Here is a 14293-nt window from a genome sequence, read left to right on the forward strand (position 1 = left end):
TTTGATTTATATTAAAAAAGTTTAAAGAGGATGATTGAAGATGTTGTGTGATGAACATCTGATATTTTACATTATTTATGGTTAAAAGAAAAGAAGCATATCATTTTTCCGGATACACTTCTGTAAAGATCTAATCTTCCATCACCATATTCGGTTTTTTCTGCAGACTGTGACGTCCATTGATGAAACGGACGGTCCCGGACTTTGCTCTCATGACGACTGATGATGTTTCGGCATAACTTCCTTTGAACTGGACGCCTTTCATCATTTCGCCGTCTGTCACCGCAGTGGCTGCAAATATCGCATCATCCCCCCGGACAAGGTCGTCCATCAGGAGCTTTTTCTCTGGATCCACACCCATGGACTCACAGCGCTCAGTGTCACCGTCTCTCATCGGCACCAGCCTGCCCTGGAAATCGCCGCCCAGACATTTGATGCCGACTGCTGAAATCACACCTTCCGGTGCACCGCCGATGCCAAGCATCAGATCAACACCTGTCCAGTCAAAGCATGTATTGATCGCTCCCGCTACATCTCCGTCATGGAAAAATTTGATCCGTGCACCGGCCGCTCTTATTTCATCTATTATTTTACGGTTCCTTTCTCTTTTTATAATTGTGACCGTGACTTCAGATATACTTTTGCCTTTTGCTTTTGCCACTGCTTTTAGATTGGCTGACACCGGGGCATCGAGGTCGACCTGTCCCCGGCACTCCGGTCCGACTGCAATTTTATTCATGTACATATCTGGCGCATGCAGTAAATTGCCTTTGTCGGCTACGGCAAGGACTGTAAGTGCATTCCATGCGCCGTTGGCGACAATTGATGTTCCTTCAAGGGGATCGACTGCGATATCGATTTCCGGTCCTTCGCGCGTTCCCAGTTCTTCGCCTATGTAAAGCATCGGTGCCTCATCGATCTCTCCTTCACCTATAACCACTTTACCTGTCATCGGTATAGTATCAAATACTGTACGCATGGCTTCAGTCGCTGCATCGTCCGCTGCCTCCTTCATGCCTTTTCCGACCCATTTAGCACTTTGAAGAGCTGCCGCTTCCGTCACTCTGACCAGCTCCATAGATAAACTTCTCTCCATGTGAGAACCTCCAAATATTATTTCAAAATCAGTATATCATATTGAAAAATTATAAAATGAAACAAAAAATCCCGGAATTAATCGACTGCATTAATTCCGGGATCAAGTACTTATTCAATGGTTTCTCTCCATATATCCGCACCGAGCTCTTCCAGTTTTCTCACTATATCACTGTATCCCCGGTCAATATGCTCGACATTATGAATCGTCGTTACACCGTTTGCAATGAGACCGGATAATAAAAGACATGCACCGGCCCTTAAGTCACTCGCATATACATCGGCGCCCTGAAGCTCTGACGGGTAAATCAGAGCAGTCCCGCTTTTCTTTTCAATATTTGCGCTGAGGCGTCTCAGTTCGTCAACGTGACGGAATCTTGCCGGATAGATCGTCTCTGTAATTTTACTCACGCCATCCGTCAGAAACAACAGCGGGGTGATCGGCTGCTGAAGATCTGTTGCGAACCCCGGGTACACCTGTGTTTTCAGTGAGACCGGCTTGTATGTTTTTGGATGGGACAGCACGACATAGTCGTCCCCTTCTTCGATTTCAACACCAATTTCCTGAAGTTTAGAAGTCAATGACTCCATATGCGTCGGGATGATATTGTTCACCCGGTAATTTTTTCCTTTGATTGCGCCCGCAATCATGTATGTCCCGGCTTCAATCCGGTCGGGTATGATGTTGTGCCTCGTCCCCCGGAGTTTGTCCACACCATAGATTTTAATCGTATCAGTACCCGCACCTTTGATGTTCGCTCCCATCTTATTCAGAAGTGAGGCCACATCAACAATTTCCGGCTCTTTTGCGACGTTTTCAAGAATCGTCTTGCCTTCAGCCTGGCTGGCAGCGACCATGAGGTTGATCGTCGCGCCGACACTGACGACATCAAAAAAGATTTTCGCTCCTGTCAGTTTTTCCGCTTCCAGATACATTGCGCCGTATTCATTCGTCACTTTGGCACCAAGTGCTTCAAAACCCTTGATATGCTGATCAATCGGTCTCGGTCCCAGCGGACAGCCGCCCGGCAGGCCGATGACACATTTTTTAAAACGTGCAAGCATTGCACCCATCATATAGTACGATGCTCTCAAAGACTGAACCTTGTTGTTGGATAAAGGCATATTCTGTGCATTTTCTGCATTGATTTTAAGTGTGGTGTCCTCTAAATCAGTATCAATATTCAAATCGTTCAATAAACTCATCAAAGTATCCACATCAGAAATTTCAGGAAGACCTTCCAATATCACTTCGCCTTCAGACGCCATCAATGATGCAGGAATCAGTGCAACTGCACTGTTTTTTGCGCCGCTTATATCGACTTCTCCTGTAAGAGTTCTTCCGCCACGTACTTTAATCACTTCTTTTTTCATATACTTACTCCTTACTTGATATCGAGCGTTTTACTTATCCTTATTCCAGTCATTCAAGAACTGCTCGATCCCCTTATCAGTCAGTGGGTGATCAGTCAATTTCTTCAATACTTTATAAGGTACCGTCGCTATATGCGCACCTTTTAGAGCAGCGCCATGAATATGTCCTTCGTTCCTGATCGAAGCCGCAATGATTTCAGTATCGATATCATGAAGCGCGAAAATATAACTGATATCTTCGATCAGCTGCAGTCCTTCAAGGCCGATGTCATCCAGTCTTCCGATGAACGGCGATACATAGGTCGCACCCGCCCTTGCTGCAGTCAGTGCCTGTACGGTATTGAAAACGAGAGTGACGTTTGTTTTGATGCCTTCTGAAGCCAGTACTTTGACGGCTTTCATACCTTCACCGGTCATCGGAATTTTAACGATGATGTGTTCATGAAGCTTTGCAAGTTCCCTGCCTTCTTCAATCATGCCTTCAGCTTCCAGTGAAATGACTTCACCGCTGACAGGGCCCTGGACCAGTTCACAGATTTCTACAAGTCGTTCATGGAATGATATGTCCTTTTCTTTGGCGACGAGTGAAGGGTTGGTTGTTACACCGCTTAGTACGCCCCACTCATGTATTTCTTTAATTTCATCCATATTTGCTGTATCAATAAAATATTTCATATTTATAATCCTCCATTGCATCTTTTTATTCATTATATAAGAATTTTGTTTACGCCCGCAAAGAAAATGATGAGAGATTTTGCAGTCATTCAATTTAAGTATAGTATCTTTCAATTAAAATACGATTAAAATCCTGTATTGTTTTATCAGAATACAAATAAGCATTCATTTTATCACCGAGATGATATATGCTTAATTATTATATAGGGGTGATAAACATGGATAAAATATTACAGACTCAACTCGTCAATATTTACAATCATATAGATGCTCAGGAAGAAGAAATCGAGATTGCAGCACGATTATTGTCTCAGGCTGTTCATGGTGAAGGCGACATTGTCATCAAAACATTTCATGACTTCACGCATCTCGAGCCTCTTCTCCTCCACGGGGAATTGAAACTTGGCAATCCCTCTTCATTCAGTGCATTTGAAAATATTGACACTCCGGACAGGATGCTGGTCGTCGCCAATACTTTCGATGAGGAAGTAAAAACTTTCATAGATGAACTGCGTTCCAGAGACATCGATTTTGTACTGGTTTCAAATTATAACAGACATGAAAACGAGACGCTTGATAATGTCCATCACTATATCGATCTGTCCTCGCCAAGACCTTTGATACCGACACCCAATTTCGATAAGATTGTCAATCCATATATGAACGCATTCACCTATTTATACTATCATCTGTACGTCCTGATTGACGAGATGACGAATGACGACTACTAAAAAATCCCCGGCTGGGGATTTTTTATTTTATGCTTGCATCAATCAGACCTTGGAATAACGGGTGCGCCCTTGTCGGTCTTGAAAGGAATTCCGGATGGAACTGCACACCCATAAAGTAAGGATGTTCTTTCAATTCAATCATTTCAACAAGCTGGCCGTCCGGGGATGTGCCTGAAAAGATCATGCCGTGTTCTTCCAGCTGTTCTTTATATGCATTATTAAATTCATATCTGTGTCTGTGCCTTTCGCTGATCAGCTCTTTATCGTAAAGCTCTTTTGCAATCGTACCGTCTTTCAGTTCACACGGGAAACTTCCGAGGCGGAGTGTGCCGCCAAGATCGATGACATCTTTTTGCTCAGGCATCAGATCTATGATTGGATGAGGCGTGTTCGGATCAAGCTCTCTCGAGTGTGCCCTTTCCAGACCGACGACATTTCTTGCAAATTCCACTGTAGCCAGCTGCATGCCGAGACAGATGCCGAGTACAGGGACATTGTTTTCCCTTGCAAATTTCAATGCCAGTACTTTGCCTTCTACACCGCGTTCACCGAATCCGCCCGGCACCACGATCCCGTCCAGTTCACCCAGCATCTCTTCATAGTTATCAGAATTCACATGCTCTGAATTTATCCATTTGATATCGATATCCGTCTGACGCTCATACCCTGCGTGTCGCAATGATTCAGCAACGGACAGGTAGGCATCCTGCAGTGAAACATATTTTCCGACAATGCCGATGGAGATGGATTTATCAATATTATCGAGGTTTTCAAGAAGATGTTTCCATTCAACCAGTTCTGCCGGTTCTGAAGGTTTCAGATCAAGTTTGCTGATGACCAGATCATCCGTCTTCTGCTCCTGCAGCCTCATGACAATATTATATATGGTCTCTTCATCACGGGCTTCGATGACATTTTCTTTTTCAATATCACAGAACAAAGCGATCTTATCTCTCAGTTCTTCTGCCATTTCGTGCTCGGAACGGACAACGATCATATCCGGCTGAATGCCGAGACCGCGCAATTCCTTGACACTGTGCTGTGTCGGTTTCGTCTTCATTTCTCCGGCAGCTTTGATATACGGCAGTAAAGTACAGTGGACATACATCACATTCTCTCGTCCGATATCACTGCGCATCTGCCTGATGCTCTCAAGGAACGGCAATGATTCGATGTCACCGATTGTACCGCCGATTTCGGTGATGACGACATCCGCCTTTGAAACTTCTCCGGCTTTGATCAGACGTGATTTGATTTCGTTTGTGATATGCGGAATCACCTGCACTGTCGCACCGAGGTAATCTCCCCTGCGCTCTTTTCTGATCACTTCAGAGTAAACTTTCCCCGCTGTCACGTTTGAATATTTATGTAGATTGATATCTATGAAGCGTTCATAGTGCCCGAGATCCAAGTCTGTTTCGGCGCCGTCTTCAGTGACGAATACCTCGCCGTGCTGATACGGGCTCATCGTCCCCGGATCCACGTTGAGATATGGATCGAATTTCTGGATTGTCACTTTATAACCTCGGTCTTTTAATAGTCTGCCGAGTGAAGCTGCTGTAATGCCTTTACCGAGTGAAGATACAACTCCTCCGGTAACAAAGATATATTTAGTCATCTTTCTTCCTCCTGTAAAAATAAAAATGCTCCCTTTCACACAACGTGAAAAGGAGCCGTTCTTTATCTTCCCTGTTTCAGGGAGCCCAAATAAAATAATAGCACTTCTGGAAATAAAGTCAACTATAAGTTGAGTTACACATTTTGTTCATCATCTTCGTAAGAGTCTTCCAGTTCATCAGTATCATCGTATTCGATCGTTTCATCGATTGAACTGTCGATTGCTTCATCTATCTCGTCATCTTTTGTATCGTTCAAAGGTGTTTCCAGGTCTTCAGTGTCACCGTCGACGAGCTCTTTATCCTGGTCGAAAGCATCTTCAACACTGTCATCTTCTTCGTAGACTTCGGGCTCATCTTCCTCGGTTGCAAGCTCTATCTTATGAATTGTCGGCGCCACTTTGTCAGAAATATCATCTACAGAGTACCAGTCTCTCAGGCCCCAGATATTTTCACCTGTAGACAGGAATCGTCCATCCGTGTTCAGATCCGTATAAAATTGCAAAATACGGTTCTCTATTTCTTCTTCTTCGTAATCGCCGGCTTCTTTGAACTTATCTATGATTTCATACAGGTCGGCATCTTTGCCTTTGTCTTCCAGGTAAATGAATGACATGTCTATGAATGAGTTTTCATCCATCATTTCTTTTGTATAATTATCCAGTCTCATTGATTTACATCCTTTCGTCCGCTCGTATCTTTAGATATGATACAGTTATTTAACTGATGAATCAAGAAGTATTTAATATTTAATATACTTTATATACAGATCCTCTTTATCCGTCTCTTTAAAGCGTGCAAAACCGACATATTCAAATAATTGATTGATGCTTTCATCTTCGTTGACCAAAACGGCAAGTTCAGAGAGCTCTTTCATATTTCTTCTTAAAAATGTACCCAGCTGTCTTAACGCACTGGATGCAATTCCTCTGTCTCTCTCATCTTCAGTGACGAATATATTTTTTATCAGGAGCGTTTTTCCTTCTGCAGTGCCTTCGATGCAGCCGATCGCTTTTTCATTATCAAGAATGATGTCTATCTTGACATCCGGCGCCTCTGTTTCTTCATCTACCACTAATTTGATATTACTAACATATTTCTGATCAAGATCAAGATGATACAGTCTCTCCAATCCGATCGGACCGTCCTCCTTGGTCGCCGTATGAATAAAACCCGCCCTTTCATAAAGGTTCCATGCCGCCGCATTATCAGCATCCACTACAAGATGCAGATGGTCATAGTCTGAAAAATGATTCTGGACGAAAATCGGCAGATTCAAAGCAACTTTAGTACCGTATCCCTTTCCCTGCACACTTTCATTAATGGACAAGGAGCGGACAAACACGACCTCCCTTCTCGTGTCATAGCCTTCGTGGCGGTAATGTTTATGCAGTACGAAAAAACCGACGATGCCGTCCTCCCTGTCGACGACCACACATGGCATACGGTCTTCATCCCCCACCGCATCATTCAGCACATCCAGCGGCAGGCTGGTGAATTCAAGCTGCTGTTCACTGAGCTTGAAATTTTTTAAAGCTGTTCTGTCACTTTCTTCAAATGGCCGTATATTAATCTCATTCATAAATTTTGTCCCCTTTTTGACATATCTGTTTATTTTGTTATGATACTGAATATACAATTTGAATTTCAATTATACTTTATTTCCACTTACAGAATAACCTAAAAGTGTGATTGAACAAACATCTTATTTAGTGTATGATTTTCCTATATTATACTAAATGTTGTATATTTTACTTAAGCAAAATCTATTAAAGTAATTTAATTGACAAACACACAGCCAATTATCTTACTATCAGCGAAATGCCGCTGGTACAAGGTACCAGCGGCATTCTTTATGGTCACCCGAATATATGCATCATAACACCCAGAACTGTAGAAAAGCTGAAAAATATTTTTATGGAGGGTTTTTTATTGAGTAAAGAAAAAGAACAGGAAGATCCTAAAAATACTAAGCGCAAACTTCCCGGCGAAGAGGATGCAAAGCTTGGCACCGTTTTCTGGGGAGCCGGCGGCGTCATTGCAATTGCAGCATTAATGGCAATGTTTTTCCCTGAAGCTGTGGAAAATGCATCTTACAGCATTTATGATACGATCGCACGTAATTTCAACTGGCTGTTTCTGATCAGTGTGTTCGGATTCGGCATGTTCCTATTATTCATGGCAATCTCACCTTACGGCCGTGTTAAACTCGGCCCGGATGATTCAAAACCTGAATTTTCATTCCGTTCATGGGTCGGCATGCTGTTCTCCAGCGGTCTCGGTGTCGGCCTCGTGTTCTACGGGGTCGCCGAACCGATGGAACACTTCATGATTGCACCTTTCCCCGGCGGAGAAGTCGAATCATATGAGGCGGCACGTACTGCCATGGGGTACTCATTCTTCCACTGGGGTATATCACAGTGGTCCATATTTGGTGTAGCAGGTCTGGCCATCGGCTACAGTCAGTACCGTAAAAAGAAAAACGGTATGGTTTCTACATCACTTGAACCGTTGTTCGGCCAGAATTATAACAAGACCTCAAGGAAGTTCATTGATATCCTTGCTGTTATTGCTACAGTGACGGGTATGGCAACTTCTATCGGTCTCGGTATCCTTCAGATGGATGGCGGATTGAACTTTGCTTTTAATATACCTTCCGGACCGGTCACTCAAATCGTACTGACTGTTCTGATGGTTACTCTCTTTTTATTCTCAACAATTACAGGTTTAAAAAGAGGTATTAAGTGGCTGAGTAACTTGAACATGGCGCTTGCGTTGATTTTAACAGTGTTTGTTATGTTCATGGGACCATTTACATTCATCATGGAAACTTTTGTTCTCGGTATCGGGGACTACTTGAAGAGTTATGTCGGATACTCACTGAGAACCCAGCCGTATTCAGGCGAGACTTGGGTGCAGGAGTGGACAGTGTTCTACTGGGCATGGGTTATTGCCTGGAGTCCGTTTATCGGTTCATTCGTCGCCAGAGTATCCAAAGGACGTACGATAAGAGAATACGTGCTCGGTATACTGATTGTTCCACCGGTGCTGTCCTTCTTATGGATCGCTGCTCTTGGGGGAACAGCAATATACTCAGACTTGTTTAACGGCACTTCTATCGGTGAGATAGTACTGGATGACCAGACTGCCGCATTATTTACAATGTTTGATACGCTGCCGATGAGTCAGATTACATCAGCACTTGCTATACTGTTAATCTTCACATTCCTTGTTACATCTGCAGACTCTGCAACGTTTATCGTAGCGGGAATGACTTCAGGAAGCACTGAGAACCCTGCTTTACGCTTAAAGATTCTTTGGGGAATTCTGCTTGGGTTCTTAACAATCACATTGATTCTTGCAGGTGGACTGAGCAGTTTGCAGGCCGCATCACTGCTTGCCGGACTGCCATTCACAGTCGTATTGATATTGATGATATTCTCAGTATCCAAATCGCTCAGACGCGAATCGAATGAAGCGATGAAACGCCGTCCGAGAAAAACAAAACTTAAATAGTTGTACAAAATATTAAATGTCATTGGTATACTATTGCCAATGACATTTTTTTGGGGGCATATTATGAAAATAAGCATAGATGCCGGGGGCACTTTATTAAAAATTGTATATATGGAAAATGATGAAAGAGTATTCGACAAGGTGCCCGCTCTGGAGATCGACGACTTCATAGAAAAACTGAATAAAAACCATCCTGATGCCGATATTCATATCACAGGCGGGAAAGCGGAATATATGAGCCGCAGGCTGAACCACGACGTGAATATCTCCATCGAATTCGATGCAACATACATCGGGTTGAAACAGCTGATGAATGAACAGGATTTACATATTGAACGTTTTGTCTACTTGAACGTCGGCACAGGCACTTCATTCCACCAGGCAGATGCGGACGGGCAGAAAAGAGCCGGCGGTTCCGGTGTCGGCGGCGGTACTCTGATGGGGCTGTCCTATCTTCTGACCGGCATTGATGATTTCGATGAGATTGTCAGCCTCGCCAAAGAAGGCAACCGTGATGAAATCGATTTGAAGGTCCACCACATATATGCCGGCGACGCATCACCGATACCCGGCGACCTGACTGCAAGTAATTTTGGCAATGTCAAATCCGGTGACCGAAAAATCGTCAGACACGCGGATGAGCTGCAGGCTGTGATTGCACTTGTCGCTGAAACCGTCAGCACGATCGGTATCAACCTGGCGGACGGCTTTGAAACTGAAGATATCGTCTTCATCGGCTCCACAATAAGGAATAACGATGTAATGATGGATATCATCAATAGATATGTATCATTGAAAGGCATGCAGCCGCACATCATTAAAAACGGCGAGTTCTCCGGTGCACTGGGTGCCATGTATGTGTGAAACATACACCATCTGGTATTTGGCTGCAGAGTGTTTTAAAATGTAATCATAGGATAATGATGAGGGGGATTGGATGAAGCTCTTACTTTTACTCATTACAACACCACTGTTTTTGATTTCATGTTTAAGTACGATTACAGGAAATAATCCCAATGACCTTGAAACGACGGAAAACGACACTGAGGAAGTTGAAGAGCCGGAAGACACTGAGGAAATGGAAGAAGAGACAGAACCGCCCGAAGTGGAGCCGGTCAACATCACTTCCGATGCGTTCATCTCAAACTTCTTTTCGGCAAGCTACGAATACCGCACAATCTCAATCGGTTCCAGTTATGATTACATGGTCAATGCTCTCGGAGAGCCGGAAGGCAGCGGGGAACTTACGGATGGCACATACTACCATTACGAACATATTGCCTTTAACTTCCCTGAATCAGCCGATGATACAGATACTTCTGAACTAAGGGCGGACGGCATCATCATTTTCCCGGAAGAGTTCTCAAAAATGGACGCTGTGGAAAATTACGGCTGGCCGACAGTGGATGACACTTCAAACTTCAGAATGATGTATGACAGTGACCCTGATAACGGCTACTATGTCATGATGACGTACGATCAGCAGGACTATATACAGGAAATCATGCTTCACAGTGAGAACTTCGAAGACACATCACTGAGTGAAGATGACTGATATAAAAAGTGCTTCCGGATTTTAATTTCCGGAAGCACTTTTTTAAATTTCCCTGCCGTTCAATACTGCTTTTGTTGTAAACTCTGCATTCAATGAATTGACTGCTGAACAGTATTTTTCATGGGACAGTTTCACTGCTCGTTTCAGGACTTTTTCAGGGATATCCCCGTCAACTTTCACTATGATTTCTATGTCAGTGAAGCGTTTCGGTTCAATCTCTGCACGCTCACCGTCAAGTTCAAGCTCAAGCTCTTCCACGTTGTCCATATGGTGTCTCATTATGACACACAGATCGATGCCCATGCAGCCGGCCACGCCGTGCAGCACCATCTCCATCGGTGAAGGTGCGCTGCCGGAGCCGCCCGCTTCTTTTTTTGCATCCATATTGACTGTATGCCCCGAGACATCTGCTGTTGATTCAAAAGAAATATTTCCCTGCCATTTCGTGTTTACTTTCATTACAATTCCTCCACTTGATCTTCTATACAATACTGTACTAGATAAATGCCTTCACTGCATCAATCAGACTGTAAGCCCCTAAAAATGTAACGCCTGCTGTAATGATCCAACCCAGTACATTTAACCCTCCGGCATTTTTGAATTCTCCCATCAGACCTTTCTTATTGATTACAATCATGATGAATATTGCGATGAGCGGCAGTATTATTCCATTCAGTGCCTGGGCAATCAGCAATACCTCCAGCGGTTCAAATCCGATTGCCGAAGTGATGATACCAATGATGATGACAATCGCGAAAATCAATTTATATTTCCTGTTTTGAAAGCCGCCTTTCCAGTGCATGAAGCTGCTCACGGTTGCAGCCGCCCCCATCGGTGAGGCAATTGCAGATGAAAACCCAGCAGCAAACAGACCGACACTGATAAATATAGGCGCGAGTCCGCCCATCAGCGGCTCGAGAGGTGCTGCTAGCTCTACGACGCTGGTCACTTCAGTCCCTTGTATTAAAGCACCTGCAGTAATCAAAATGGCTGCAGTGATCAGACCACCTGCTGAAATCATCAATATTGTATCAAACCTCATATCGGACAGTTTATCTGTATCTCCCCATTTTTCGCTCGCAGTCTGCGCATGTATGAAGAAGTTATAAGGCACGACTGTCGTCCCGATCAACGCGATGACCATCAGAATAGAACCGCTTGGAATCCCGGGTACAAAAGCACCTTGCAGCAGTTCAAGTATGTCGGGTCCGGCTATGAACATTGTTGTGACGAATATGATCCCCATAAGGATCACGAAAAAGATCATCAGTTTCTCGACGATTTTATAGCCGCCGGTCAATGCAAGGATTAAGATGATGACACCGAGAATCGGTGCGACGATGTTTTCCGGCACATCGAATAAGTATGACACTCCAAGTGATGTACCGAGCAGATCACCGCTGATATAAGCGGCACAACCGATGGCGACGGCAATCATTATGATATAGACTGAAGCAAATTTAAGTATCTTATTATCGAAAAGCTCCCTGATATTCTCTCCGAGACCCTGCTTTGTAACGACACCGATTCTTGCAACCATCTCCTGTAGGATAATCGTGGCGACAATCGCAAATATGACCGCCCACAGCAGCGCGAAGCCGAAACCCGCACCGGCCCTTGTCGCTGTTGTCACGGTGCCCGGTCCGATGAATGATGCCGTAATAATTGCACCCGGACCGATCTCCTTAAGTTTTTGTATGAATCTTGAAGCATTCATTTTATCATCCCCTTTTGTTTATAAAAAAACAGGAGGTCACCCCTGTTTATTTGTGGTGACCTCCATCAATATGACCTGCCAGTACATAGAGCACTGCAGTTGAAACAAAATGCGCAGAATTCTGATTGGCATCCTGCATCGGATACACTTCGACATAGTCCATACCGCACAGACCGCGTTTACCGAATTCATAAATCATCGTCAATAACTCATACGAATTCAATCCATTGCCGTCCACCGGACCGCCTGGATTAAAAGCAAAATCTAGAACGTCGCTGCAGATCGTCAAGTAGACGACATCGACATCTTTTGCAGCCATATCGTATATTTCATTGGCATATGCTTTCAAGTCGCTCTGCTCACGGATATCATTGATCGTCAAAGTCACTGCACCCGCTTCTTTTGCAGCCTTGCCGTTTTCCGGCTTGTTGCGCGGTCCTTTGATGCCTGCGTGGATCAGACTTTCATTCCTCACGCCTTCAGTTTCGTATAACCTCTTGAACGGTGTACTGCGGGCATACTTGTCCCCATGGTAATCTTCATAGTTGTCATAATGGGAATCCAGGTGGATGATGCCCACTTTTTTGCCTGTATTGGTCAGTGCCTTGACAATCGGATAGGACACACTGTGGTCGCCGCCGATACCGACAAGAAATTTGCCGCTGTTCCAAAGTTTTTCTGTGAACTGCTCGATGATCCCCACCGTTTCAGGAACGTTGTGCGGATTGACAGCGACATCACCGACGTCACCAAAGCTCAAATGGTCCTCTACGTTTATATGATCGAGTTCCGGTAAGTAAGTACTGTATCTCTCTGAAGACAGACGGATTTGTTTAGGGCCGAGTTCCACCCCAGTATAATCTCCCCATGTACTTGAAGCTTCCCATGGTACGCCATAGAACAGTACATCCGTATTATAGTCATCTGTCTCTGTTAAATTTTTTGCTCCGAGCATCGGCGGTGTGTTGCCGTAAATGTTTTTTTCTGCCACTGAAAGAACACTCCTTTAATTTTTTCATAGTATAACCAATATACCTATCAATTAACCTAATATTAAATATATAAACCCGCTCAATAAAATCTTCCGCTATCATCAATCTGCTTCTGCAACGGCTTCATCATAGGCTTCCAAAGCTTTCCCGCTGTAAACCATTCCTGGTCCTCCGCCCATGACGATGGAAACTTCCGCTATCTCGGCAATTTCCTGTCTCGATGCACCCAGGGCCACCAATTTATTGACATGGTTGCCGATACATCCTTCACATTTGTCTGCGATAGCATACGTAAGCGCGATAAATTCTTTCGTCTTTTTATCAAGTACCCCTTCGGCATAGGCACTGTTCTGCAGCTTTTTATATTGTCTCATCGTTTCCGGAACAGTTTCCTGAATGCGTTTGGTATTCGCCTGGGCCCTTGTGTTCAGCTCTTTCCATGCTGACATGTGATCACCCCTCCCATTTTCTTTCTTTTTAAAACATTTTTACATATTAAATATAACAATGAAAATTTGAAAAGTGAATTGACAACCGTTTTAAATGATGTATGATGGTGAAAGTGAATTTGAAGAGGAGGCTTGAAAATGCAGGTAGAGTTGACAAAATTTCGTATAAAACAAGGCAAAAGCGAACTGGTAGATGAGTGGATGGAGTTTCTGAATGACAACATGCAGGATGCACTGCTTTCACTGGACGGTGAAAAAATGTTTGTCGAAACGATTATGCGTGATACTGTAGGAGATCGTGAGTATCTCTACTGGTATTCAATTCAAGCTGACGATGGCGACACCAACACAGAAGTTGCCGAGTGCATCGACCGCAGACACGTTTCTTATTGGAACAGATGCATCGATAAGGCATACCGCCCGAGAAACTTGCAAAATGAAGTCGTCATGATCCCGAAGCGTATCAAAAGCTATATGCAGCACCTTGAAAATGAAGATAAAGCTGCCACAGTATAAATAAAGCAACAAAAAGGTACAAAATCCAATTGATTTTGTACCTTTTTCCTTCATATA

At 43.9% G+C, this 14293-nt stretch carries 15 protein-coding genes; 5 read left to right on the forward strand and 10 right to left on the reverse strand.

Translation table 11 applies throughout. From position 1 onward, the window contains the following. Nucleotides 1-130: 130 nt before the first annotated feature. The 3 genes from glpX to fsa all read right to left on the reverse strand — a co-directional run bounded on the left by glpX (nt 131) and on the right by fsa (nt 3144). Nucleotides 131-1096 carry a class II fructose-bisphosphatase gene (glpX, locus tag BLR15_RS10110; protein WP_092987110.1) on the reverse strand — a complete coding sequence of 322 codons (966 nt, stop codon included), beginning with the start codon at nt 1094-1096 and terminating at the stop codon, nt 131-133. Nucleotides 1097-1206: 110 nt separating this feature from the next. After that, a complete protein-coding gene (locus BLR15_RS10115) occupies nt 1207-2469 on the reverse strand; it encodes a UDP-N-acetylglucosamine 1-carboxyvinyltransferase (RefSeq protein ID WP_092987113.1) in 1263 nt (420 codons plus the stop codon). Between the two features lie 30 nt (nt 2470-2499). Further along, entirely contained in the window at nt 2500-3144 is a 645-nt protein-coding gene (fsa, locus tag BLR15_RS10120; protein WP_092987121.1) for a fructose-6-phosphate aldolase, read from the reverse strand. A gap of 218 nt (nt 3145-3362) precedes the next feature. Between fsa and BLR15_RS10125 the strand changes: the two genes are divergently transcribed. Continuing rightward, the gene (locus tag BLR15_RS10125) at nt 3363-3875 is read left to right on the forward strand and encodes a DUF2529 family protein (protein ID WP_092987131.1); all 513 of its coding nucleotides are present in this window, start codon (nt 3363-3365) and stop codon (nt 3873-3875) included. A gap of 22 nt (nt 3876-3897) precedes the next feature. On the opposite strand, the gene BLR15_RS10130 is transcribed toward BLR15_RS10125, so the two are convergent. The 3 genes from BLR15_RS10130 to BLR15_RS10140 form a co-directional block, all read right to left on the reverse strand. Further along, entirely contained in the window at nt 3898-5493 is a 1596-nt protein-coding gene (locus tag BLR15_RS10130) for a CTP synthase (RefSeq protein WP_092987135.1), read from the reverse strand. A 134-nt stretch (nt 5494-5627) separates the two neighbouring features. After that, nucleotides 5628-6161, reverse strand: coding sequence for a DNA-directed RNA polymerase subunit delta (rpoE, locus tag BLR15_RS10135; RefSeq protein ID WP_092987137.1), 534 nt, complete (start codon nt 6159-6161; stop codon nt 5628-5630). A 72-nt stretch (nt 6162-6233) separates the two neighbouring features. Further along, nucleotides 6234-7073: a GNAT family N-acetyltransferase gene (locus BLR15_RS10140; RefSeq protein ID WP_092987138.1), complete on the reverse strand. Its 840-nt coding sequence runs from the start codon at nt 7071-7073 to the stop codon at nt 6234-6236. A 350-nt stretch (nt 7074-7423) separates the two neighbouring features. Here BLR15_RS10140 and BLR15_RS10145 point away from each other — a divergent pair, with 350 nt between their 5' ends. The 3 genes from BLR15_RS10145 (at nt 7424) to BLR15_RS10155 (ending at nt 10562) form a co-directional block, all read left to right on the forward strand. Beyond that, nucleotides 7424-9007, forward strand: a complete 1584-nt coding sequence (locus tag BLR15_RS10145) for a BCCT family transporter (protein WP_245696744.1) — start codon at nt 7424-7426, stop codon at nt 9005-9007. A 63-nt stretch (nt 9008-9070) separates the two neighbouring features. Further along, the gene (coaW, locus tag BLR15_RS10150; protein WP_092987153.1) at nt 9071-9871 is read left to right on the forward strand and encodes a type II pantothenate kinase; all 801 of its coding nucleotides are present in this window, start codon (nt 9071-9073) and stop codon (nt 9869-9871) included. 73 nt (nt 9872-9944) lie between these two features. After that, nucleotides 9945-10562: a hypothetical protein gene (locus BLR15_RS10155; protein WP_092987155.1), complete on the forward strand. Its 618-nt coding sequence runs from the start codon at nt 9945-9947 to the stop codon at nt 10560-10562. Nucleotides 10563-10604: 42 nt separating this feature from the next. Here the strand turns inward: BLR15_RS10155 and BLR15_RS10160 are convergent, their stop codons facing one another. The 4 genes from BLR15_RS10160 to BLR15_RS10175 form a co-directional block, all read right to left on the reverse strand. Beyond that, nucleotides 10605-11021, reverse strand: a complete 417-nt coding sequence (locus BLR15_RS10160; protein ID WP_092987156.1) for an OsmC family protein — start codon at nt 11019-11021, stop codon at nt 10605-10607. A gap of 37 nt (nt 11022-11058) precedes the next feature. Beyond that, entirely contained in the window at nt 11059-12279 is a 1221-nt protein-coding gene (locus BLR15_RS10165) for an Nramp family divalent metal transporter (protein WP_092987158.1), read from the reverse strand. A 46-nt stretch (nt 12280-12325) separates the two neighbouring features. Continuing rightward, nucleotides 12326-13234 carry an agmatinase family protein gene (locus BLR15_RS10170; protein WP_092987199.1) on the reverse strand — a complete coding sequence of 303 codons (909 nt, stop codon included), beginning with the start codon at nt 13232-13234 and terminating at the stop codon, nt 12326-12328. Nucleotides 13235-13372: 138 nt separating this feature from the next. Continuing rightward, nucleotides 13373-13720 carry a carboxymuconolactone decarboxylase family protein gene (locus tag BLR15_RS10175; RefSeq protein WP_092987160.1) on the reverse strand — a complete coding sequence of 116 codons (348 nt, stop codon included), beginning with the start codon at nt 13718-13720 and terminating at the stop codon, nt 13373-13375. 138 nt (nt 13721-13858) lie between these two features. On the opposite strand from BLR15_RS10175, the gene BLR15_RS10180 reads away from it, so the two are divergent. Then, nucleotides 13859-14236, forward strand: a complete 378-nt coding sequence (locus BLR15_RS10180; protein ID WP_092987163.1) for a DUF6176 family protein — start codon at nt 13859-13861, stop codon at nt 14234-14236. Nucleotides 14237-14293: the final 57 nt, after the last annotated feature.

Origin of the sequence: Lacicoccus qingdaonensis (genome assembly GCF_900101075.1) — a bacterium.
Lineage (GTDB): Bacteria > Bacillota > Bacilli > Staphylococcales > Salinicoccaceae > Lacicoccus > Lacicoccus qingdaonensis.

What these genes read in the sequence shown, in the direction of transcription:
- glpX (WP_092987110.1), bottom strand. Translation starts at nt 1,096, where the DNA reads ATGGAGAGAAGTTTATCTATGGAGCTGGTCAGAGTGACGGAAGCGGCA.
- BLR15_RS10115 (WP_092987113.1), bottom strand. Translation starts at nt 2,469, where the DNA reads ATGAAAAAAGAAGTGATTAAAGTACGTGGCGGAAGAACTCTTACAGGA.
- fsa (WP_092987121.1), bottom strand. Translation starts at nt 3,144, where the DNA reads ATGAAATATTTTATTGATACAGCAAATATGGATGAAATTAAAGAAATA.
- BLR15_RS10125 (WP_092987131.1), top strand. Translation starts at nt 3,363, where the DNA reads ATGGATAAAATATTACAGACTCAACTCGTCAATATTTACAATCATATA.
- BLR15_RS10130 (WP_092987135.1), bottom strand. Translation starts at nt 5,493, where the DNA reads ATGACTAAATATATCTTTGTTACCGGAGGAGTTGTATCTTCACTCGGT.
- rpoE (WP_092987137.1), bottom strand. Translation starts at nt 6,161, where the DNA reads ATGAGACTGGATAATTATACAAAAGAAATGATGGATGAAAACTCATTC.
- BLR15_RS10140 (WP_092987138.1), bottom strand. Translation starts at nt 7,073, where the DNA reads ATGAATGAGATTAATATACGGCCATTTGAAGAAAGTGACAGAACAGCT.
- coaW (WP_092987153.1), top strand. Translation starts at nt 9,071, where the DNA reads ATGAAAATAAGCATAGATGCCGGGGGCACTTTATTAAAAATTGTATAT.
- BLR15_RS10155 (WP_092987155.1), top strand. Translation starts at nt 9,945, where the DNA reads ATGAAGCTCTTACTTTTACTCATTACAACACCACTGTTTTTGATTTCA.
- BLR15_RS10160 (WP_092987156.1), bottom strand. Translation starts at nt 11,021, where the DNA reads ATGAAAGTAAACACGAAATGGCAGGGAAATATTTCTTTTGAATCAACA.
- BLR15_RS10165 (WP_092987158.1), bottom strand. Translation starts at nt 12,279, where the DNA reads ATGAATGCTTCAAGATTCATACAAAAACTTAAGGAGATCGGTCCGGGT.
- BLR15_RS10170 (WP_092987199.1), bottom strand. Translation starts at nt 13,234, where the DNA reads ATGCTCGGAGCAAAAAATTTAACAGAGACAGATGACTATAATACGGAT.
- BLR15_RS10175 (WP_092987160.1), bottom strand. Translation starts at nt 13,720, where the DNA reads ATGTCAGCATGGAAAGAGCTGAACACAAGGGCCCAGGCGAATACCAAA.
- BLR15_RS10180 (WP_092987163.1), top strand. Translation starts at nt 13,859, where the DNA reads ATGCAGGTAGAGTTGACAAAATTTCGTATAAAACAAGGCAAAAGCGAA.